The organism is Afipia sp. GW822-FHT03D08 (genome assembly GCF_058801645.1).
On record NZ_JBXANK010000002.1, the window covers coordinates 605955 to 627098 of the forward strand.

18 protein-coding genes are annotated in these 21144 nt (G+C 58.9%); 9 read left to right on the forward strand and 9 right to left on the reverse strand.

The annotated features are described in order from the left end of the window. Positions 1 to 82: 82 nt before the first annotated feature. From AC1RM7_RS17800 to AC1RM7_RS17815, 4 genes are all read right to left on the reverse strand, one after another. Positions 83 to 616: an oxamate carbamoyltransferase subunit AllH family protein gene (locus tag AC1RM7_RS17800; protein WP_244434503.1), complete on the reverse strand. Its 534-nt coding sequence runs from the start codon at positions 614 to 616 to the stop codon at positions 83 to 85. 574 nt (positions 617 to 1190) lie between these two features. Beyond that, positions 1191 to 1943 carry a TetR/AcrR family transcriptional regulator gene (locus AC1RM7_RS17805; protein WP_006019418.1) on the reverse strand — a complete coding sequence of 251 codons (753 nt, stop codon included), beginning with the start codon at positions 1941 to 1943 and terminating at the stop codon, positions 1191 to 1193. A gap of 196 nt (positions 1944 to 2139) precedes the next feature. Beyond that, complete coding sequence (locus tag AC1RM7_RS17810; RefSeq protein ID WP_024921446.1) at positions 2140 to 3345, reverse strand: amidohydrolase family protein; 1206 nt, start codon at positions 3343 to 3345, stop codon at positions 2140 to 2142. A gap of 63 nt (positions 3346 to 3408) precedes the next feature. Continuing rightward, positions 3409 to 4416, reverse strand: coding sequence for a polysaccharide deacetylase family protein (locus AC1RM7_RS17815; RefSeq protein ID WP_024921445.1), 1008 nt, complete (start codon positions 4414 to 4416; stop codon positions 3409 to 3411). A 160-nt stretch (positions 4417 to 4576) separates the two neighbouring features. Between AC1RM7_RS17815 and AC1RM7_RS17820 the strand changes: the two genes are divergently transcribed. The 3 genes from AC1RM7_RS17820 to AC1RM7_RS17830 are packed head-to-tail and all read left to right on the forward strand — an operon-like array spanning position 4577 to position 9238. Beyond that, on the forward strand, positions 4577 to 5785 hold the full coding sequence (locus AC1RM7_RS17820) for an ABC transporter substrate-binding protein (RefSeq protein WP_024921444.1): 1209 nt from the start codon (positions 4577 to 4579) through the stop codon (positions 5783 to 5785). Between the two features lie 37 nt (positions 5786 to 5822). Further along, positions 5823 to 6698 carry a branched-chain amino acid ABC transporter permease gene (locus tag AC1RM7_RS17825; RefSeq protein ID WP_024921443.1) on the forward strand — a complete coding sequence of 292 codons (876 nt, stop codon included), beginning with the start codon at positions 5823 to 5825 and terminating at the stop codon, positions 6696 to 6698. Then, on the forward strand, positions 6695 to 9238 hold the full coding sequence (locus tag AC1RM7_RS17830; RefSeq protein WP_492839025.1) for a branched-chain amino acid ABC transporter ATP-binding protein/permease: 2544 nt from the start codon (positions 6695 to 6697) through the stop codon (positions 9236 to 9238). The genes AC1RM7_RS17825 and AC1RM7_RS17830 overlap by 4 nt, the downstream gene beginning before the upstream one ends. 151 nt (positions 9239 to 9389) lie before the next feature. Here the strand turns inward: AC1RM7_RS17830 and AC1RM7_RS17835 are convergent, their stop codons facing one another. The 3 genes from AC1RM7_RS17835 to AC1RM7_RS17845 all read right to left on the reverse strand — a co-directional run bounded on the left by AC1RM7_RS17835 (position 9390) and on the right by AC1RM7_RS17845 (position 12404). Continuing rightward, the gene (locus tag AC1RM7_RS17835; protein WP_275451142.1) at positions 9390 to 9518 is read right to left on the reverse strand and encodes a hypothetical protein; all 129 of its coding nucleotides are present in this window, start codon (positions 9516 to 9518) and stop codon (positions 9390 to 9392) included. Between the two features lie 306 nt (positions 9519 to 9824). Further along, positions 9825 to 10775 (reverse strand): LysR family transcriptional regulator, encoded by a 951-nt coding sequence (locus AC1RM7_RS17840; protein ID WP_024921441.1) that lies wholly within the window; start codon positions 10773 to 10775, stop codon positions 9825 to 9827. A 54-nt stretch (positions 10776 to 10829) separates the two neighbouring features. Then, on the reverse strand, positions 10830 to 12404 hold the full coding sequence (locus AC1RM7_RS17845) for a fatty acid--CoA ligase (RefSeq protein ID WP_492839022.1): 1575 nt from the start codon (positions 12402 to 12404) through the stop codon (positions 10830 to 10832). Between the two features lie 222 nt (positions 12405 to 12626). Here AC1RM7_RS17845 and AC1RM7_RS17850 point away from each other — a divergent pair, with 222 nt between their 5' ends. Then, complete coding sequence (locus AC1RM7_RS17850; RefSeq protein ID WP_192824444.1) at positions 12627 to 13085, forward strand: MaoC family dehydratase; 459 nt, start codon at positions 12627 to 12629, stop codon at positions 13083 to 13085. A gap of 59 nt (positions 13086 to 13144) precedes the next feature. Here AC1RM7_RS17850 and AC1RM7_RS17855 read toward each other — a convergent pair whose 3' ends face one another. Both AC1RM7_RS17855 and AC1RM7_RS17860 read right to left on the reverse strand, forming a co-directional pair. Next, positions 13145 to 13936 carry an SDR family oxidoreductase gene (locus AC1RM7_RS17855; protein WP_492839020.1) on the reverse strand — a complete coding sequence of 264 codons (792 nt, stop codon included), beginning with the start codon at positions 13934 to 13936 and terminating at the stop codon, positions 13145 to 13147. A 50-nt stretch (positions 13937 to 13986) separates the two neighbouring features. Further along, positions 13987 to 14784 (reverse strand): crotonase/enoyl-CoA hydratase family protein, encoded by a 798-nt coding sequence (locus AC1RM7_RS17860; RefSeq protein WP_006019407.1) that lies wholly within the window; start codon positions 14782 to 14784, stop codon positions 13987 to 13989. A 393-nt stretch (positions 14785 to 15177) separates the two neighbouring features. Between AC1RM7_RS17860 and AC1RM7_RS17865 the strand changes: the two genes are divergently transcribed. The 5 genes from AC1RM7_RS17865 (at position 15178) to AC1RM7_RS17885 (ending at position 21078) form a co-directional block, all read left to right on the forward strand. Then, positions 15178 to 16407, forward strand: coding sequence for an ABC transporter substrate-binding protein (locus AC1RM7_RS17865; protein ID WP_024921437.1), 1230 nt, complete (start codon positions 15178 to 15180; stop codon positions 16405 to 16407). A gap of 85 nt (positions 16408 to 16492) precedes the next feature. After that, on the forward strand, positions 16493 to 18115 hold the full coding sequence (locus AC1RM7_RS17870) for a fatty-acid--CoA ligase (RefSeq protein ID WP_024921436.1): 1623 nt from the start codon (positions 16493 to 16495) through the stop codon (positions 18113 to 18115). A 53-nt stretch (positions 18116 to 18168) separates the two neighbouring features. After that, positions 18169 to 18957, forward strand: a complete 789-nt coding sequence (locus tag AC1RM7_RS17875) for an enoyl-CoA hydratase/isomerase family protein (protein ID WP_024921435.1) — start codon at positions 18169 to 18171, stop codon at positions 18955 to 18957. 137 nt (positions 18958 to 19094) lie between these two features. Then, the gene (locus AC1RM7_RS17880; RefSeq protein ID WP_024921434.1) at positions 19095 to 20195 is read left to right on the forward strand and encodes an NADH:flavin oxidoreductase; all 1101 of its coding nucleotides are present in this window, start codon (positions 19095 to 19097) and stop codon (positions 20193 to 20195) included. A gap of 178 nt (positions 20196 to 20373) precedes the next feature. Further along, positions 20374 to 21078 carry a GntR family transcriptional regulator gene (locus tag AC1RM7_RS17885; RefSeq protein WP_492943901.1) on the forward strand — a complete coding sequence of 235 codons (705 nt, stop codon included), beginning with the start codon at positions 20374 to 20376 and terminating at the stop codon, positions 21076 to 21078. The last annotated feature ends 66 nt before the right edge of the window (positions 21079 to 21144 follow it).

Below are 21144 nucleotides of genomic sequence, written 5' to 3' on the forward strand. Positions count from 1 at the left end.
GAAAAGGCACTGCACCGCAGAGAAAGAACTGCTCCGGGCATGCACCCGGAGCAGTTAAGTTGGGAGATCGGATGCGGTGCTGCTAAATGCGATTGAAAGACGGAGGCCGCGGCTCATCGCGGGCGAAGTGCCGCTCAATAGCCCGCAGTGCAATCAACGCGCCGGCAAAGCCGTCCCTGCCCGAACTGTGACCTATCGCCGATACCGCGGCCAAAGCCGGCGCCACACGATTGATGTCCCCGCTTATCGTCGTGTGAATTGCAGCATGCATCGCCGCGGCTCCGTAACCCAGCGCCGCGGTCCGCAGATGTGTCGCGCTGATGTCGTTGGTACGGTCAAGATGCGCGCGGACGGCGCTCCACAGCAGGTCCCGCACTTTCGGCAGATCGAGTGCCGCCAGCGCGATGAGCGCGCCTCCGAGCAGATCGTCACCGGACGGCGTCAGACCCGGTCCGAGACCGATCAGTGTTACCAGTTCCGCGCGTTCCGCCGGCAGAGGAGCACGTCCATCGAGCGCATTCGTGATGACGCGATCGAGAGCAGCTATTCCCGGCGCGGCGACCGCGACAAGCGGCGTGAGCTTTTCGTGACGCTGCGCACAACCCGCAGACGCCAATCCCTCCTCCGCCACCCCCACAAGAAAAGATTGATCAACGGCGCCAAGTCCGCGCTGCAATCCTGCAAGCGTCCAGCATACTGCCGACACCGGCCTCCAAATCGATGCATCGCCGAACGTCGCCAATGGCCTGTTGTCGATACAGAGAGTTGAACGATCCACCGAAACGGCAGCGTATATCGCTGGCCAGCAAAGCGATCGACGTTCGCACAGGACATGCAGCGGACCAGAGCCAAGATGCGGAAGGCCAACACAAATCCATTGGCCACCAAGCACGGCATAAAACGAGCTCTCGAAAACAGCGACAACCCGCCCTTCGCTGTCGCTCCGCAGCGCCTTCTCCGCGAGCAGCCCCATTTCGCGAATGGCAGGCAACGGCCGGGTACCCGGCCGTGACACAGAAGTCTCTATGCAACCTGTTACTGACATATCCGGCTCTCAGGCGCCCCATGCCCCGAAGTTCAGATAAGTAATAATATTCTTACTTTTATGTCAAACGGGAAGAGCGTGCTGCGCGTACCGACAACGTCATGATCGGGAACGAATTGTTTCCGCGCGCGTAAACAGGACAAGGTCAGACGAGATTAGGGGCTTTGCCCTGCACCGGCGAAAGTTTCGGTGAGGAGACCTTCTTACCATCCTTGCGCAAGGTATCGGGAACCGTCAGCCACGCCATGATCACGTCGTGAGCGTGCCTGCGGCGGTCTTCAAGCCAGCCTGCATCGCCCAGATCCTTGTCGAACATCAGCGACAGTGTATGCCGGTTCGATACGTGGAAATAACTGAACGCCGTAATCGTCACGTAGAGCTGGATCGGATCCACGCCGCTGCGGAAAATGCCGGCCGCCGCGCCTCGCCGTAGAATATTCTCGATGTTGGATACGAGCGGCATTGTCAGTGCGGCGATCTTGCGGGATTTGCGAAGATACTTTCCGCGCTGCAGATTCTCCGTGTTGATCATCGCGATGTAGTCTTGGTGATTCTGGAAGAACGTGAACGTAAAATCGACCAGCTCGCGCAGGGCTTCCGCGGGGTCGAGGCTGTCGAGATTAAGCTGCTGTTCGGCGGCGCGGATGTCCGTATAGACATGCTCCAGAGCGGCCAGATAGAGCCCGTCCTTGTCGCCGAAGTAGTGATACAGCAGGCGCATATTGGCCTTCGCGCGGTGAGCAATCGCGTCGACGCGTGCCCCGCCAAGTCCGTTGCGGCAGAATTCATAAGTCGCAGCTTGCAGGATCGATTCCTTGGTGAGGGCGGAATCCCGTTTGCGCTTGCCCCCAGCGGCTTTCTTGCGTGCGGGCTGCTTCTTTGCTGACGTCTCGTTCATTCGTGCACCTGGTCAACACCATTGAAAGCATTTGGTGACTTTAACATAGTTGCCGTTACCGGCGGGGTCATTCGACCTCTGAAACTGCATTCTGCGGGCAATATGGGTCCTAGCTACCACATCGCCGCAACTGCAATCAAATGACGAGATCGGCCGTCCTCGCCGGGTGGACGGCCTATTGGCCAATGCGCTTGCTTCAACGTACATCGGAGACTGTCACGCCGTTGCGGGCGACCGGGCGACCGGCTTTATAGACGTCACGGTGTTTGGGCCGCGCGATAACCGCTTCCTGAACATGCTGCGCATCGATCACCAGAAAATCCGCAGGCCCGCCTTCCACAAGACCATACCCCTTGATACCGAGTGCTCGCGCCGCGTGCGACGTCACCATGTCGAACGCAAGCGCGAGTTCCGCGTCGGTATTGAAACCTGAACGATACCCCACGATCATCGCCCGTTCGAGCAGATCGCCATCGCCATAAGGCCACCAGGAATCGCGGATGTTATCGTTGCCCGCGAAGACATTCACGCCGGCTTCGTGAAGCAGCAGGACCGGCGGAAATGCGTGAGCGCCGGGCGCATTCGTCAGAATCGAAACCCCCGCTTCCGCAAGCCGATTTGCCGCCCGCAGCGCTATATCTCGCGGAACCTGTCCCAGCGCATACGCGTGACTGATCGTCACCCTGCCTCCAAGGCCAAGCACCTTCGTGCGCCGCGCGATCTCCTCGATTTCGAACACACCGAGCAGATCGCCGTCGTGCAGATGGATATCGATGCCGACACCATGACGCTCCGCGACATCGAAGATTGCATCGAGGTGTCCCGCGATGTCACCGTCAAAGCCGGCGGGGTCGAGACCGCCGACAAGATCGGCCCCATTGCGGACGGCCTCGTCGAGCAGTTCGCGCGTGCCGGGCGCAGTCACGATGCCGCTTTGCGGAAAGGCGACGATCTGGATCGACACTTTGCCCCTATGCGCATCGCGGACCGCCGCCACCTGCTCGAGATTCCGCAATCCGATCTGCGGATCGATATCGACATGGCTGCGCATGTGGGTCGTACCCTGCGAAACGCAAAGCTCGATCAGACCGGCGGCGCGGACAGGAATCGGCTTCGCCTTGGCAAGTGCCTGCTTCTCGAACTCAACCCGCTCGCGGACATTGAAGCCTGCGGTACACGGCCGATGCGGCTTCCATTCGTCGCCGATGAACCCCTTATCGAGATGGATATGACCGTCGACCAGGCCCGGCAGCACGAAGCGCCGCTTGAGATCAGTACTTTCACGCGCCGCAACGCGCAGACCGGCTGCAATGGCAGAAATCTGTCCGTTCTTCACGGCGATATCGACCGTTCGCCCATCGGGCAGTCGTGCGTTTTGAAACAGGGTATCGATGTCAGTCAATTGAAGTCCCCAAATCTGTAAGCAAGCACATGCATCGTCGATCGGCTGTGCGGTTGCGCCTCCTCACGACTGGATGATTCCTTCTGGCAGCGTGCGACAGTAATCGGCGATGCGTCCCGGAGTTGTGATCCAGATGTCGCGCCGCTTCGCAACGATGGTTTGCAACGCGCGCCGCAGTGGCCTCAAACGATGCGGCTGCCCCACAATATAAGGATGCAGCGCGATGCCCATCACGAGAGACTGCTTCGTGGACTGCTCCAGCATTTCCTCGAAGTTGTCGACGATCATTTGGGCAAACTGCTCGCCCGAGTCCTTTCGCCCGACGATCGAAGGAATGTCGTTCAATTCCTGCGGATAGGGCACCGAAAGAATCCTTCCGCCATTGCGGGCTGAAAACCAGATCGGCTGATCGTCCATGCACCAGTCGAGCAGGTATCCGTACCCGGCCTCGGCCAACAGGTCGGGCGTGAGGTGAGACTGCGAGATCCACGGTCCGAGCCATCCCGCCGGCTGGCGCCCCTCGAAATCGGCAATCACCGCAGTGCACTCGGCGATCAGTTGCTGCTCTTCCGCTTCGAGCAGTATGCCCTGCCGCTCGGAGTTCGTTCGCCCATGACCGACCACCTCGGCGCCGCGCTTCCGAAAAGCCTCCATCACTTCCGGGCAGTAATGGTAGATACTGCTGTTCGCGAGGACAGACACGGGCAGTGACAGCTCGTCGAAAAGATCGATTAGCCGCCAGACACCGACACGGTTGCCGTAGTCGCGCCATGCATAATTCAGGACATCCGGATGCGGACCGCCGGGGCACAACTCCGCGCCCAGTCCGTCGCCGAACGAAAAATGCTCAAGATTCAAACCGATATAGACGGCAAGTCGCTTGCCGTCGGGCCAGTTGAAGTCAGGCCGGTTGACGATCGCGCTGTAGCCATATCGCCCGTGCGAAGGAACCTCGAGACTTTTCCCTTTACGCGAACCCAACTGATTTTTCTGGTTGCTTGAAGCATCGGCAACTGCCGCAGATATCGGCACAATCTGCTTCTCTTTTGGTGTGGACGTTTTCTCGACCATCCCGGAAACTCCCTCAAAGTAATTATGGCCGCTTGACATTTCGACTATAGTTGAAGAAAGTTTTTACTTCCGTCAAGTTCGCGAAACGATGAGCGGCGGAAATGCTGGCGAGTTTGTTCTCGAAACGGAGAGCAACCGCCTTATCGGGAGGAATAACAGAATGCGCTACAATTCGACATCATCGAACCGTGCCTTTTCTCGTCCTTCGTTCCTGCAAGGCATGATGGGCGCGGCCTTCGCGGTAACACTGGCCGCTTCACCTGCTCATGCCGCCGACCCCATCAAGATCGGTCTCGTCACTGCCCTTTCCGGTCAATCGGCACGGGCTGGTGAAGCTCTGACTCGTGGAGCCACTATCGCCATCGAAGAGATCAACGCCAAGGGCGGCGTTCTCGGCCGGCCACTTGAACTCGTTCGCCGCGATGACGAAAGCAACCCGGCGAAAGGACTCATCGCCGCACGCGAACTGATCCAGCGTGAGAAGGTTTCAGCCCTGCTCGGCGGCCTCGATACGCCGGTTGCTCTCGCGATCGTGCCGTTCGTCAACAACGCCAAGATGCCTTTCGTCGTGCCATGGGCTGCGGGCACCAACATCACGCAGAACGGTGCCGCCGACAACTTCGTGTTCCGCGTCTCTGCGATGGATGATGAAGTCGACAAGGCCATCGTCCAGTTCGCCCGCAAGACCTACGACACCAAAAAGCCCGGGCTGATCCTGGTCAATAATCCATGGGGCGAGTCAAACGAGCATGGCCTCAAGGCCGCCATGAAGGCATCTGGCACTGAGCCCGCCGGCATCGAGAAGTTCGAAGGAAACGACGTCGATGTCGTGCCGCAGCTGTCGCGATTGAAGCAGGCAGGCGCTGATACGTTGTTCCTGGTCGGCAACGTCGGTCCGGCTTCGCAGGTCGTGAAATCGCTCGACCGGATGGGATGGGCTCCGCCGATCGTCTCGCATTGGGGGCCCGCCGGCGGCCGCTTCACCGAACTTGCAGGGCCTAACGCCAAGAACGTGATCTTCGTTCAGACCTATAGCTTCTTCGGCGACCTCTCGCCCGTCGGCAAGAAAGTCATCGCGGCGCTGCAGGCGAAGTATCCTGACATCAAGGGTCCGGCAGATATCACCCCCGCCGTCGGCGTTGCCAACGCCTACGATTCGGTCCTCGTCATTGCGAAAGCAATCGAGAAGGCTGGCAAGGCAGAGCCAGTCGCAATTCGCGACGGCTTCTATGCAATCGACCGCGTCGACGGCCTGATCAAGACCTATGACAAGCCGTTCACGAAGACGAAGCACGATGCGCTCACGGAGAGCGACTACATCTGGACGCGCTTCGAGGACAACCACATCCTGCCGTTCGTGAAGAAGTAAACCGGCGCGTTGGCCGACAACCCAAGGCGATCAGCACATGTCACTTCTTCCTGCGATCATCACAGGATTGGCGCTCGGCAGCATGTACGGACTGCTCGCGCTTGGTTTTCACGTCACTTACGCAGTATCCGGCACGGTGAACTTCTCCCAGGGCAGTTCGATGACCCTAGGAGCCGTGGCTGGATACTTTTTTCTCGTTCTGTGGGGCTGGCCGGGCGCGCTCGGCATTCCGGCTGTTCTCGCAATCTGCGCCCTGTATGGCCTTATCATCGAACGCTATGCCGTGCGTCCGTTCGTGCAGCGCGGATCGGACAACTGGCTGATGGCAACCGTTGCCGTCGGCATCATCGTCGATAACCTGATGCTGTTTGTGTTCGGCAAGGAGCCGCGCGGCTTCCCCTCAATGCTCGCGGTGAAACCTATCCAGATCGTCGAAGGAGCCGGCGTCTATCCGCTTCAGCTTCTGATCCCGATCATCGGTCTTCTCCTGGCAACGGCGCTTCATCTTTTCACCCGCCGTACGCGCCATGGCGTCGCCATGCTCGCGGTCGTGCAAAATCCAAATGCTGCACACCTGATGGGCATCGATGTCGGCCGCGCTATCGCCGCAAGCTACGCGGTATCGGCGGTTCTCGCCGGGATCGCCGCCCTTCTGATTGCGCCGCTGTTCAACGTCTCTTCGGAAATGGGGACGCTGTTTGGCATCAAGGCATTTGCCGCCGCAATCATCGGAGGCCTCGGCAGCGCATGGGGCGTCATGCTGGCTGGACTCTGCCTCGGCCTTATTGAGGTGTTCGCCACCAGCTATCTCGGCTCGGTTTACACCCAGATCATCACATTCGCTTCTGTCATCGTGATTCTCGTCGTTCTGCCCCACGGGCTGCTCGGCCGCGCTGGAGTGAAAAAGGTATGACTTCCCGCACGTCTCTTATCATCGGCGGCGCCGCGCTGGCGATTGCCCTTGGCTATACAGCAGTCGCCGACAGCTACGCGGTGTTTCTCATCGCGACCATTTCGCTGACTGCCATTGCCTGCATCGGCCTGAATGTCCTGCTCGGACTGGCGGGGCAGATCTCGCTCGGACATATCGGCTTCATGGCAATAGGCGCTTACACGACGGTGCTTTTGATGGAAAAGGCCGGTTGGCCTTATCTGGCAGCGACCGGCGCTGGCATTGTCCTCGTCAGCATCATCGGCGGTCTTCTTGCCATGCCGGCGTTGCGCGTCCGAGGCCCGTATCTGGCTATGGTCACGATTGCGTTCGGCTTCATCGTCGAACACGGCACCATCGAATGGCGCGATCTCACCGGCGGCGGCAACGGCCTTGTCCTTACCGTTCCACCGAGCATTTTCGGCATGCCCCTATCGGAGCGCGGCCTCGCCATCGCCAGCGTCGCCCTGATGTTTGCCGGCGTCGTGCTATTCGATCGGCTGAAGCGAAGCGGCTGGGGCTATGCCATGCGCGCGGCCCGCGACTCTGAAGTTGCGACCCGCTCGGTGGGTATCGATCTCGTCCGCGTGCGCACCATGGCTTTTGTCATTTCAGCGGCAGCCATGGCGCTGGCAGGATCATTATTCGCCCCGCTTCAAGGCTACATCAGCCCCAGTTCATTCCCCTTCCTGCAATCGATCCTGCTGCTGTTCGGCGTCATGATCGGAGGAGCCGGGTCGGCGCTTGGCCCGGTGATCGGTGCAGTACTCGTCGTACTGCTACCAGAGCTTCTCTCGGATCTGGCGGAATATCGCCTGCTCGCGTTTGGTCTTTTGCTGTTCGCTGTGCTGCGCGTTGCTCCGAACGGCGTCGCGGGTCTAGCCGGGCAACTCTTTGCAAAATTCTTTTCGGCGTCCCGGCCGCAATCCAGTGCGGAAGGTATGTCGACGATCGGCGACCCCGGTGCCGCTCTTCGCGTGGAAAGCAGCAGCGCGCCACCGCTCAACGTCACGGACCTATCGATCGCGTTCGGCGGTGTCCGCGCGGTGCAGAACGTATCGTTTACCGCGCAGCCCGGTCAGGTGACGAGTGTGATCGGCCCCAACGGCGCCGGCAAAACGAGCGCACTCAACCTGCTTTGCGGATTCTATCGGCCGACGTCAGGTACGGTGAAACTTGGTGATCGTGACCTGACCGGCCTGCCCTCACACACTCTCGCCCGCGCCGGCGTGGCGCGGACATTCCAGACCACGCAACTATTCGGTTCGCTCACTATTATCGAAAACACGCTCCTGGCGGAAACCGCCGGCAAGCTGGGCGGCATCGTCTCGCCGCTCCGCAATCCGGACACCGAGCGTTTCGCGCGATCCCTGCTGCGGTTCGCGGGAGTTGATGGTGACCTCGACCGGCCGGCGGAATCGCTTCCGCATGGTGAGAAACGTCTGGTCGAAATCGCGCGCGCTTTGGCGTTGCGGCCGAAGGTCCTGCTTCTTGACGAGCCCGCCGCCGGCCTGTCGAAGGGTGACAAGCTGCGCCTGACAACGTTGCTGCGCCGCATCGCGGATCTCGGTGTCGCCGTGATCATTGTCGAGCACGACATGCCGATGATCATGTCGCTGAGCGATCACATCGTGGTCTTGGATGGCGGCAAACGCATCGCCGTCGGCGAGCCTGCGGCCATCCGGAACGATCCTCTGGTCCGGAAGGCCTATCTCGGCGATGCAACGGCGAGCGAACAGCGCCAGCGTCCCGTCCGTCAGCCCGGGCAGGAGACTGTGCTCGACATCAGAAAGCTCGATGCGTTCTACGGTCTGTCGCGGGCGCTCGAAAGCATTAACGTCGTTGTCGGTAACGGCGAGGCCATTGCCGTGCTTGGCGCAAACGGTGCGGGTAAAACCACGCTGATGCGCTCGATCGCAGGGCTTGAGCCGCCACGCGCAACCGGCGAGATTTCGCTTTCCGGCGAACGGATCGATAGCCTGCCCGCGCATGCACGCGCCCGCATTGGTGTTGTGCTGGTGCCGGAGGGACGGCAGGTATTCCCGGAACTCACGGTCCGGCAAAACCTGCAGCTTGGGGCCTATGCTCGCACGGACATCGATCTCGATGCCGAAGTCGAAGCCATGCTGGCCCGCTTTCCACGCCTCAACCAGCGCATCGATCATCGCGCCGGTCTTCTCTCCGGCGGTGAACAGCAAATGCTGGCAGTCGCCCGCGGCCTGCTGACGTCGCCGAAAGTGCTGATGCTGGACGAGCCATCGCTTGGACTCGCGCCGCTTGTGGTCGACGAGCTTTTCGCGTCGTTCGAACGTCTCCGCGTTGAAGGAATGACGCTGATTGTCGTCGATCAGATGGCCGGACAGGCTCTTGCTCTGGCTGACAGGGCCTATCTTCTGGAGACAGGCGCGATCGTCAAAAGTGGAGCCGCAGAAACCATCGCGAAGGACCCCTCGCTCGAAGCCGCCTATCTGGGAGGAGAGGCCCAGGCAAGCGGCGCAGAGAGAATTGTGGTCGGGGCCTGATCCACCGCGTCGCGGGTCCATTTTCAATGCCCACGACGTTATGCATCACCTGAGCCGGTTGTCGCTATCGGCTGCCTCCGATGACCGTCAAAAGCTCCGCAGTCACGGCGTCGACCGGCAGCAAACCGTTGATGCTCCTGAGGATGGCTCTCTATTGATAGTATTCGATGAGCGGAGCAGTCTGCTCATCATACGTATGCAGACGCACTTTCAGCGCTTCGTGATTGTCATCGAGACGAACGTCCCCGTCGGCTTCCTGCATCTCACGAGCCCTGATCATGACCCAATCGAGCAAGATCTCCTCGTCTGCGCGCTCCTGACGCCAGCATATGCAAGATGCGCGGTTCGGGGGAAGGTTCCGTCAGACCATCTAGCGGGTTACTTGCGGACAGCCAGCCGCAGAATGAGGTGTCCATTCGGACGAAACGCGAACCGGGACGGATCTCAGCCGACGTCCCGGCCGCCGTCGATCATCTCAGGGCTTCTGAGGTGTTCGTTTACTCGGCAGCATGCTGCTTTTGACATCGTCTCTAAATGGGTCCAGCGAGGAGCTCTCGCCATATCCATATTGCTTATCTCGCGGCGCTCAGGGTTTACGCCGGGTTGGCGTATGAGCGGGTCTTTGGTTACCGGAGAACCAGCTCTTCGACTTTACGAACTCACTCTCAAGAAAACGCCTGACCTCTCTGGTCAGCTTTCTAAGATCGCTTTCAGGACGGCGAAGCAACCACACGTTCAAAAATGCCGTCTCATTCGGAAGCACCCGGACAAGTCGTTCGGCTTGCGCAAAGGGCACAGCGAGAAAGGCCAGACCAAGGCCTTCCGCCGCCGCAGCAAAGTGACTTGCAACTGGCAAAATGCGCAGGGCATTTCGCACCTCCGTCGCGGCAAAGAACTGTGTGGCCAACTGCATCTGGCCGGCGCGTTCACTTCGGAAGCCGGCAAAATCCTCTGTGAGTCCGATAATGTCGTGATCCTTGAGTTGAGCCAGCGATCGCGGTGCAGGATGCGCCGCCAGATATTCCTCCGAAGCGAATATCCCGAACGCGACGGTCGCTACCCGCTTTCCGATCAGTTCACTTTCGCCCGGATCACCCATTCTGATGACGAAGTCGAGATCGCTCGTCGCCAGGGACTGCTGATGCATTGTCGATGTGAGTTCAAGACGCAGACGACTGTTCAGACTGCGGAGTTGTTTGACGCGAGGCAGGAGCCAGTGCTTTGTCAGTCCCTCCGTCGCGGAGATCTTGACCACGGACGACCTCTGGCCGACGCGCGAACGCAGCTCGCGATTAAACAAGTCGAATGCGGACAGAATATCCCCAGCCGAGCGCCGAAGATCTTCGCCTTCCGGCGTGAGTTTTACTCCCGACGACGCCCGAAAGAACAGCGGCGCTCCGACGTACCGCTCAAGCTCCTTTAACCGCCGGCTCAGTGTCGGTTGGCTCATCCCAAGTTCATTGGCGGCGCGATTGACGCTGCCCGTTCGGGCCACGACCAGAAATAGACGGTACAAATCCCAGTTTGCTTCGGTCACATCTGCATTCCGCGCTGCCTGGGAAGGGATAGTGATGGGACGGGCATGCAGAACTTAGTTTACACGCCTGTCGTGTCCCTGCCAGTACCGTTCACGAAGCTTGCGCTTCAATATCTTTCCTGAGGGATTTCTCGGCATCTCTGACAAGAACTCGATCGACTTCGGAATCTTGTAACCTGCCAGGCGCTCCCGCGCATATCGCAAAATGCTGTCGGCGTCCGCAACGGCATTCTGCATCGGCACTACAAGAGCCTTGACGGCTTCGCCCCACCGCTCATCCGGTACGCCGATGACCGCGATATCGGCGACATCCGGGTGGCTGAACAATACACTCTCGATTTCCGCGGGATAGATGTTCTCTCCGCCGGAGACAATCATGTCCTTGATACGATCGTGGATATAAAGGTATCCGTTTTCATCAAGATATCCTGCATCGCCGGTATGGAGCCATTCACCCTTGAGGGTCTTCGCTGTGTCGTCGTGACGATTCCAGTATCCAACCATGTTCTTTGCCGTCCGGCAGACGACCTCTCCCACCTCGCGCGGTGGCAGCGGCGCTCCCAGAGCATCCACAATTCGCAGTTCAACGCCGTCGATGGCCCGGCCGCATGATTTCATGACTTCGCTGTCGATACGGGAATGGTCTTCCGGCAAAAGCGCGGTCCGCACTCCGGTGGTCTCGGTAAGGCCGTAGACCTGGACAAAAGCGGTTTGCCTGAACACGCGCAACGCGCTTTTCAACAGATCGATTGGAATTGGCGAGGCGCCATAAATCACTCGCTTTAGCGAAGAGGTATCGATCTGATCGATATTCTTTTCAGACAGAAGCGCCAGTATCATCGCGGGCACAAAGAACGAAGCCGTGACACGATCGTGTTGAATCGATTGAAGGACCTGAGACGGGACAAACTCGCGAAGAACGACAATCTTCATACCAGCGAGCAGACCCAGGATGCCCGTCCCGGCCCCGGCGATATGAAACAGCGGCATTGTAATCAGCAGCGTGTCACTGGATGTCCAGTGACCCCAGAAATCTAACACCGCGGGCGACGTCAGCGAAAAATTCCGGTGAGTGAGCTGAACCCCCTTGGGATGACCAGTCGTTCCACTGGTGTACATCTGAATACAGACGTCCTCGGGCTGTGAGATCACGCCGGGATCACGGGGGTTCTGCGCGTCGCGCCACGCCGCGTAAGATGCATCGAGAACAATCACCTCGCGGATCGTGACAAGTTGATCGCGAATCTTGCCGAGCGTTTCCAGAAACGGTTCACCGATAAACAGCACTTCCGCTTCGGCATCGTTGATCACAAACGCGATCTCCGGAGCGGCAAGCCGTGCGTTAATGGGCACGAGCACCGCATTCGCCTTGGCGGCACCCAAAAGAACCGAAAAGAAGGCGTCGCTGTTTTTGTCGAGAATCGCGATTCGGCGCGCAGGTTTGACGCCGGCCGCGATCAGGCCATTTGCAACCTGGTTTGAGGCATGATCGAGACCACCATAGGTGGTTTCCCTGCCTTCAAAATTCAGCGCGACCGCATCCGGGGTCAAAGCTGCATAGTATCGTGGAATATCGGAGAGCGTCTCGATTGGCGCGACGGCGTCAGCCAAGGCTATGGAGTTGGTCATGAACAGCGTTTCCCTTGGGCTCCATTGAATCTGGACCTTTAGGACAGCAGGCTGAACGTGCCCGTCCTGAAGAGGTAGGGAGAATTTGGCGACTGGCTATTCAATGATGAATGACGCAATCGCTATTCACTGCTGGCTATAGTCTCGAAATATCTGCCATGGCGATCATTCCAGCCGCGACGACAATGACGGACATAACCATGATGAAAGGTGCTGATTGTTATGACGGATATCACGCTCGCCAACGTTAAGGACTTCGTTGGCCAGAGCCTTGGGGCGTCGGACTGGGTCGATGTTGACCAGCTCCGAATCAATCAATTCGCCGAATGCACTGGCGACCAGCAGTGGATCCACGTCGATATTGAACGCGCCAGGAAAGAGAGCCCGTTCGGCGGCACGATTGCCCACGGATATCTCAGTCTCTCGCTGGTCGCCGCACTAGCAATGAAGCTGGGACTTGCTCCCAGGGATGCCTCTGCAGTCATCAACTATGGGCTGGATAAAGTCAGGTTCATTACGCCGGTGAAGGCCGGCGAGCGGGTTCGCCTGCAATTGGCTCTGATCGGCATCGAGCCAAAGGAAAACGGGCAATTCCTGATCAAAAGCAAAGCAACGCTGGAGATCGAAAACAATCAGTCTCCGGCTCTGGTGGCGGAGAGTCTTGCTCTCATCATCCCTTAATCAGGTGACGAAGCGACCGAATCAAAAACCCGGCCCGTTTCCGGGCCGGGTTTGATAACTCAGGACGACGACAGCACAGCCGTCAGACCGCCATCGACCGCCAGTATCTGCCCGGTGATATGCTTTCCGGCGTCGCTGGCGAACAATAGCGCAGCACCCTTGAGATCGTCATCATCGCCAAGGCGGCGAAGCGGCACACCTTCGGTCAACTTGTCGACACCGACCGATGCGATCACTCCCTTCGTCATTTTTGACGGGAAGAAACCCGGCGCAAGCGCGTTGGACGTGATGCCATGACGGCCCCAACTGCCCGCAAGAGCGCGAGTGAAGTTCACCACCGCACCTTTGCTGGTGTTGTAGGCGATCGTCTGCATCTCACCGCTGCTGCCGAACAGCCCGGCAACCGATGCGAGATTGATGATCCGCCCGTACTTGTTGGGAATCATCGATTTCTTGCCGATCTGCTGCCTAAGCACGAACAACGCGCGGATATTGAGGTTCATAAGCTTGTCCCATGCTTCGATGGGATGATCTTCCGTCAGCGCGCCCCAGGTCGCACCGGCGTTGTTCACGAGGATGTCGACCTTGCCGAGCTTGGCGATTGCGCCGTCCGCGAGCCGCTTGATGTCTTCGTCCTTGGAATTGTCGGCTGCGATCCAGTCTGCCTTGATGCCGAGCTTGGCGAGATGGCCCTGAGCTTCTTCCAGATCACCGGCTTTGCGCGACGAGAGGACGATTTTTGCCCCCTGCTCGCCAAGTGCCTCGGCGATCTGAAGCCCAAGCCCGCGCGAGCCCCCTGTAACGAGTGCGGTCTTGCCGGTCAGATCGAATGCCTTCTTGATGCTTCCCATGTCGCTTGTCGTCCCTCTGATGAGTTAAATGGTTACCGTCTCGGATGCGGTTATTTTCCGCGGAAGACCGCAGGGCGGCGCTCAACGAAGGACTGAATGCCTTCCTTGAAGTCCTCGCTGTTAAACACGCGGTCTCTGATCTTCGGGATGTAGTCGATTGCAGACCGCTCGCCGCTCTCAATGAACTTCAGGGCGGCTTCCTTGGTGACCTGAATGCCGATCGGCGCATTCTTCGCTATCGTCTGCGCAATCTCCATCGCGCGCTGGATCTGCTGGCCGGGCGTCACCACCTCCTGGACCAGACCGATCTTGTAGGCCCGCTCCGCCGAAAACTCATCGCAAAGGAAGAGATGATACATCGCGTCGCCCCAGCCGGCGCGCGTCAGAAAGCGAAAATGCGCGCCACCCAGCGGGGCGATCCCGCGCTTGGATTCCATCTGGCAGAAACGCGCGTCGCTGGCAGCGATAACAATATCGCCGGCAAGCATCATTTCGATGCCGATGGTGAAGCAGATACCTTGAACCGCCGTGACGACGGGCTTTCGGCAACGCTTCTGAAGCGCGAATGTATCGACGTTGCCTTCTTTTAGCTTGAGCGCATCCTTGTCCGCCGTAGGACCGAAGAACTTCGGCATATCGAGGCCGGCTGTGAAATCGCTTCCTTCCGCGCAGACCACACCGACCCAATAGTCGTCGGTATTGTGCAAGAGAGTAAGCGCATCGGACATCTGATGCATCATCTGCGGGCTGAAGGAATTCTTCTTGGCCGCGTTGTCGATGATGATCTTCAATACATGGCCATGCACCTCGGTTCGAACCTGCCCTACAGCAGCCTTTGTCTCACTCACGTTGTTTCCTCCCGAATTCTCTTGGATCAAGTTGCCCGACATTAGGATCGACGATCCGCCATAAAGGCCGGCGCGCTACCGGGTAAATGGATTAGCGAGAATGAAACCGGACGAATGCTCCAGCCAGCTTCCTGCAATACCCGTTGCCATCCGATCAGACGTCGGGCGCGCTTGGGCGTGATCAGATCAGCCGAAACGGCTTCCAGCTACTAAAATTCTGGATGATCGCTATTCATCAGTGAATGAGCATCCCGGGCCACGCAGCGCTTCACGGCTGAATAGCGCCGGTTCAAGATTTTCATTGGGGCCGACAAAGTCCGCCTGCTTAGCTCTCGCGACTTTGCCAAAAGCCGAAAAAGGCAACGCAAAGTCGCAAAGCCTGGGAGGGCAGCCATGAACTTCAAGACATTCGCAAAAATCGCGCTTGGACTGATCGTAGCATATGGGCTCGCAACAAGCGATGCAGCGCTCGCGCAGAAACGCTACGATCCGGGAGCGACCGATACTGAAATCAAGATCGGCAACACATCGCCGCACAGCGGACCCGCTTCGGCATACTCTGCGATTGCAAAAGCGCAGGCGGCCTACTTCAGGATGATCAACGACCGCGGCGGCATCAACGGCCGCATGATCACTTACATCTCTTATGACGACAGCTACAGTCCGCCCAAGACCGTCGAACAGGCCCGCAAGCTGGTCGAGAGCGACGAGGTCCTTTTCCTGCTGAGCAATCTCGGCACGCCAGGCAACACGGCCATTCACAAGTACATGAACCAGAAGAAGGTGCCGCAACTGTTCGTCACCAGCGGCGCGGACAAGTGGGCCGATCCGGCGAACTATCCGTGGACCATGGCACTTCTGCCCAGTTATCGCGGCGAGGCACGCATCTATGCCCAGTACATTCTCGCGACTTATCCGGACGCCAAAATCGGGGTGCTGTATCAAAATGACGACTTCGGAAAAGATTATCTGATCGGGCTGAAGGAAGGGCTCGGCGAAAACGCCAGCAAGCTGATCGTCGCCGAGGTGCCCTTCGAGGTTTCGGCTCCAACCATCGATTCCCAGATCGTGCAGATCAAGGCCGCGAATCCAGCGGTCTTCATCAACATCGGAACGCCGAAGTTCGTCGCACAAAGCATCAAGAAGGTTGGCGAGCTTAACTGGAAGGTTGTTCAGATCATCCCTCAGGTTTCGACCACGATCGGAGGCGTCATCAAGCCGGCAGGCTTCGAGAACGCGCAGGGCGTGCTCAGCGCCTATTACCTGAAGGACGCCACCGATCCGAAATGGAAGAACGATCAGGGCATGATCGAGTGGAATGCCTTCATGGACAAGTATCTTCCGGACGCAGACCGGGCGGATAGCCTTTACATTTATGGATATGCGGTCACCCAAATCATGGCACAGGTGCTCAAGCAGTGCGGCGACGACCTGACCCGCGAAAACGTCATGAAGCAGGCCGCCAGTCTCGATATGGACGTGAATATGCTTCTGCCGGGCATTCGCGTGAAGACGAGCGCGAGTGACTACCGGCCGATCGAGCAGCTTCAGATGATGCGCTTTTCCAAGGATCAATGGGAGTTGTTCGGCCCGATTCTCAGCAGCGAAAACAAACCTATGTAGCTCCACCCAGACTGACCCGACACTCATTCATCGAGTGCCGGGTTTCTTTTTATTTGCAGGACAAGAACTCAAGGAGCTTCACACCATGTTAGGCCTGATGCAGGACTGGCCCTTGCTGTGCCACCGTATCATCGACCATGCCGCGGACTGTCACCCCACGCGAGAGGTCGTGACCCGGTCAGTCGAAGGACCGATCCATCGCACCAACTATCTGAACATCCGGACGCGCGCCCTGAAGGTTGCACAGCGGCTCGAACGTGACGGCATCAGGCTCGGAGACCGCGTCGCGACCCTAGCCTGGAACACATGGCGTCATCTTGAGGCCTGGTACGGAATCATGGGCATCGGCGCGGTCTGTCATACGATCAACCCGCGGCTGTTCCCTGAGCAAATCGCATGGATCGCCAATCACGCTCAGGATCGGATCCTGATGACCGACCTCACCTTCGTGCCGCTGTTGGAGAAGCTGGCGCCGCAACTCTCCTCGGTCGAGCGTTTCGTGATTCTCACCGACCGTGCGCACATGCCGGCGACAAATCTGCCCGGGGCAATCGCTTACGAGGACTGGATCGATAGCGTCGACGGCGATTTCGAATGGAAATCGTTCGACGAGAATACCGCAGCCGGTCTTTGCTACACGTCGGGGACGACCGGGGATCCGAAGGGGGTGCTCTACTCCCACCGCTCCAATGTCCTGCATTCGCTGATGGTCGCGCAGGCTGACGTAGTCGGCCTGAAATCCACCGATACCGTGTTGCCTGTCGTCCCGCTGTTTCACGCCAACAGTTGGGGGCTGGCGTTCCATGCCCCGATGACCGGCACCAAGCTGGTGTTTCCGGGTGCAAAGATGGACGGTGCGTCGATCTACGAGCTTCTCCGGGACGAAAAGGTCTCACTGACGGCTGGTGTGCCGACCGTCTGGCTGATGCTTCAGCAATACATGGAAACAAACAACCTGCGGCTGCCCGATCTCAAGCATCTGACAATTGGCGGCGCAGCCCCACCGCCCGCCATGATCGAGGCTTTCGGCCGCATGGGGATTCCGGCGCGTCAGGGCTGGGGCATGACCGAGATGAGTCCGATCGGCTCGATCGGGGCACTCAAACCCCCATTCGAAAATCTCTCCGGCAAGGACAAGATCGACCGGCTCTCCAGCCAAGGTTTTCCGCCCTTCCTTGTCGAGATGAAGATCACGGACGACTACGGCAAAAAGCTGCCACGGGATGGGAAGACGTTTGGACGCCTGAAGGTCCGCGGAGCGGCCATCGCCAAGGCGTACTATCGGATCACCGACGATATTCTCGATGACGAGGGATTCTTTGACACCGGAGACGTCGCCACTCTCGACGAGCACGCCTATATGCGGATCACCGACCGCTCCAAGGATGTCATCAAATCCGGGGGCGAATGGATTTCCTCGATCGATCTGGAAAATCTGGCGGTCGGCCATCCCGACGTGCTGGAGGCCGCGGTGATCGGCATCCGCCATCCCAAATGGGACGAGCGGCCCCTTCTCATCGTCCAGCTTAAACCGGATTCGAAGACGAAGGGTGCCGACATTCTCCACTTCATGGAAGGCAAGATCGCGAAGTGGTGGATGCCCGACGATGTCGTCGTCGTCGATGCGATACCTCACACCGCAACCGGCAAGATCAAGAAGACCGATTTACGGGAACAGTTTCAGCACTACCGGTTTCCAGGCACTTAGCCGCAGGACACATCGAGTCCGGCCCGGTCGGACCATTCGAGAAGGGATAAAAAATGAGTTCAGTGCGCTTCGAAAAACAAGCAAATGTTGGCGTCATCACCATCGATAATCCGCCGATCAATCTCGCCGATAACGCCCTGTTTGCGGCTTTCGAGACTGTACTCGACGAGGTTGAGGCGTCCAACATCCGCGCGCTGCTGGTCCAGGCCGCGGGCGATCATTTCGGCTGCGGCGTGAATGTGCAGACCACCTTCGTTGGTGTCGACAGCAAGAGCGCCCGTCAGATGCTGGGCCGGGGGATTCGGATCTGCACCCGGCTGGAAGCCCTGAACATCCCTGTCGTCTGCGCCGTTCAGGGGCTTTGCCTCGCAGCAGCGCTCGAAATCGCACTCCGATGCGATGTCATCATCGCGGCCGATGATGCGCAGTTTGCACAGGTCGAACAGCACATTGGCGCTGCGACCTACCTGGGCGGCGCTTATCTTCTGGCCGAGCGATGCGGCCCCGCCCGCGCGCGCGAAATCTGTTTCACCGGCGACTTCTATGACGCGGCATCGTTTGAACGCTGGAATATCATCAATCGGGTTGTTCCTCGGGCCTCGCTGCAAGCCGAGGCCATGGCATGGGCTCAAAAGCTCGCCAACGCACCGACCAAAGCTCACGCCGTCACCAAGCGACTGATGCGCGCGTTTCTTGACCACGGCGTGCGCGCTGCGGACGAACTGCTGCTCGACCTCGGCCCGCCGCTCTTCGACAGCGCGGACTTCAGGGCCGGCGTGCAAGCAGTGGTGGAACACGGTTCAAAAAACTTCCGCGGCAAGGTCGTTTTTCAGGGGGCCTAGAGGGCGATCCAAATCAGGCGGCTATCCCTGGAGAGCCATTGCATAGCTGCCGCGCCACCGTTTTGAATTGACGTTGCCAGAACTGCTACCGCACAATTTTCATCAGAAAATCGCCAGTCAACTGTCGCGAGGCCTTCATGTCGACCACGAACCCGCTGTTCCAGCCATTCCGGCACAAATCGCTTTCACTGCCCAATCGCGTGGTGATGGCGCCGATGACGCGCTCGAAGAGTCCGGACGGGACCCCCGGTGAGGATGTCGCGACCTACTATCGCCGCCGCGCGGAAGGCGGCGTCGGGTTGATCATCACCGAAGGAACCACGGTCGACCGCGCAGGCGCATCGAATGATCCGAACATTCCGAACTTCTATGCCCCGAAAAGCCTCGATGGCTGGCGTCGCGTGGTGAAAGAAGTGCATGCGGCCGGAGCAAAGATCGCGCCGCAAATCTGGCATCAGGGAATGGTCCGCAAGGCTGGGACCGGTCCGCGTCCGGAAGGCAAGTCTGATGGGCCATCGGGATTGTCCGGTTCAGGCAAGCTGGTTGGCGAGCCGATGACCGACGCGGATATCGCAGACACCATCGAAGCGTTTGCGAAAGCCGCGGGCGCCGCCAAGGAGATCGGCTTCGATGCCGTCGAACTTCATGGTGCGCACGGCTATCTGGTGGACCAGTTCTTCTGGGAGCAGTCGAACCGGCGCGACGACGCTTACGGCGGCGATCTCGTTAAGCGTACTCGTTTTGCCGCCGACATCATCAAGGCCATCCGCCAGCGTGTGGGGCCAGACTTCGTCATTATTCACCGGTTTTCGCAGTGGAAGCAGCAGGACTACGGTGCGAAGCTGGCTCACTCGCCCGACGAGCTCGCCGCGTTCCTCCAGCCGCTGGTCGACGCAGGCGCCGACATCTTCCACTGTTCGACGCGGCGGTTCTGGGAGCCCGAATTCCAGGGCTCCGACCTCAATCTCGCCGGCTGGAGCAAGAAGCTCACCGGCAAGCCAACGATCACGGTGGGATCGGTGGGTCTGAAGGGCGGCGACTTCATTCAGTCCTACAAGGGTGAAAGCGCGGAAGTTGGCGATCTCAGCGAACTCGAAGCGCGGCTTGCGGATCATGAGTTCGATCTGGTCGCAGTTGGCCGCGCGCTGATTACCGATCCGGAGTGGCCGGCCAAGGTGCGCGACAAACGCTTCGCCGAACTTGCACCCTTCTCGCCAAAAGCAATGGCGACGCTCTAAGCGGCGCTAGTCCTCACCGTTCGGTACGATACCTGGACGGAGCGGCACATCGTGTGCCGGCGCCGGCTGTCGCAGTCCGCACCCATTAGATGACCTCTAAACACGGCTCGCCTTATATATAGGACTACTCTATAATAGAGAGATGAATAAGCTCTCAGTCATTTTCGACCGTAGCCGTATGCCTCTGTACTTGCAGCTGGCATCGGTAATGCGGCAGCGCATTGAAGCTGGCCGCTGGCAGAACGGGGACAAGATCTCGACGATCGAAGAGCTCGAAGCCGAATTCGGCGTTGCCAAGATCACCATCAGCAAGGCCATCGAGATTCTTCGCGAAGAAAAAATGCTCGATTCCCGGCAGGGTCTCGGCACTTTTGTATCTTACGTGCCGAAGGAACGGCACTGGCTGAACATCGCCAATGACCTCGACGGCCTTATCAGCTCTATCAAGGACAATCGCGTCGAGATCGTTCACATAGAAGAAAAAGTTGCCAGCCCTCCCCTCGGCGAGGGTGAAGGTGTCCCCGCGCATAGATATGCGCTGCTGAGAAGCGTGCAGTACAACGGGGATGAGCCGTTTTCAGTCGTCAACCTGCACCTGTCGCAGGAGATATTCGCACGCGAACGGAAGCAATTCACACGGTTACCCGCCCTGCCGCTCATCATGGAGATGAAGGATATCTCGATCAGTCACGCCTATCAGACGGTGACGATCGGCATAGCGAATCCCGAGGTCGCCGACCTGCTCAAGATCGGACTTGGCGAGCCCACCGCCGACTGCAGGATCGTTCTTCTGGACGACCGGAATGTTGCGATCTACGTCGCGGATTTTCATTACCACCGGAATTGTTTCGCGCTTCGGCGCGATCTGATGAATCGCAGCTAGCCAGGTGCTCCGGCAAAGCCCCGCCCCCAAAAAAATCCTGGGGCCGAAACCCCAGGCAGTACAGAG

Bases quoted from the DNA above. Each gene is read 5' to 3' on its own strand.
- AC1RM7_RS17805 (WP_006019418.1), bottom strand. From the start codon at position 1,943: ATGAACGAGACGTCAGCAAAGAAGCAGCCCGCACGCAAGAAAGCCGCT.
- AC1RM7_RS17815 (WP_024921445.1), bottom strand. From the start codon at position 4,416: ATGGTCGAGAAAACGTCCACACCAAAAGAGAAGCAGATTGTGCCGATA.
- AC1RM7_RS17820 (WP_024921444.1), top strand. From the start codon at position 4,577: ATGCGCTACAATTCGACATCATCGAACCGTGCCTTTTCTCGTCCTTCG.
- AC1RM7_RS17825 (WP_024921443.1), top strand. From the start codon at position 5,823: ATGTCACTTCTTCCTGCGATCATCACAGGATTGGCGCTCGGCAGCATG.
- AC1RM7_RS17830 (WP_492839025.1), top strand. From the start codon at position 6,695: ATGACTTCCCGCACGTCTCTTATCATCGGCGGCGCCGCGCTGGCGATT.
- AC1RM7_RS17835 (WP_275451142.1), bottom strand. From the start codon at position 9,518: ATGATCAGGGCTCGTGAGATGCAGGAAGCCGACGGGGACGTTCGTCTC.
- AC1RM7_RS17845 (WP_492839022.1), bottom strand. From the start codon at position 12,404: ATGACCAACTCCATAGCCTTGGCTGACGCCGTCGCGCCAATCGAGACG.
- AC1RM7_RS17850 (WP_192824444.1), top strand. From the start codon at position 12,627: ATGACGGATATCACGCTCGCCAACGTTAAGGACTTCGTTGGCCAGAGC.
- AC1RM7_RS17855 (WP_492839020.1), bottom strand. From the start codon at position 13,936: ATGGGAAGCATCAAGAAGGCATTCGATCTGACCGGCAAGACCGCACTC.
- AC1RM7_RS17865 (WP_024921437.1), top strand. From the start codon at position 15,178: ATGAACTTCAAGACATTCGCAAAAATCGCGCTTGGACTGATCGTAGCA.
- AC1RM7_RS17870 (WP_024921436.1), top strand. From the start codon at position 16,493: ATGTTAGGCCTGATGCAGGACTGGCCCTTGCTGTGCCACCGTATCATC.
- AC1RM7_RS17875 (WP_024921435.1), top strand. From the start codon at position 18,169: ATGAGTTCAGTGCGCTTCGAAAAACAAGCAAATGTTGGCGTCATCACC.
- AC1RM7_RS17880 (WP_024921434.1), top strand. From the start codon at position 19,095: ATGTCGACCACGAACCCGCTGTTCCAGCCATTCCGGCACAAATCGCTT.
- AC1RM7_RS17885 (WP_492943901.1), top strand. From the start codon at position 20,374: ATGCCTCTGTACTTGCAGCTGGCATCGGTAATGCGGCAGCGCATTGAA.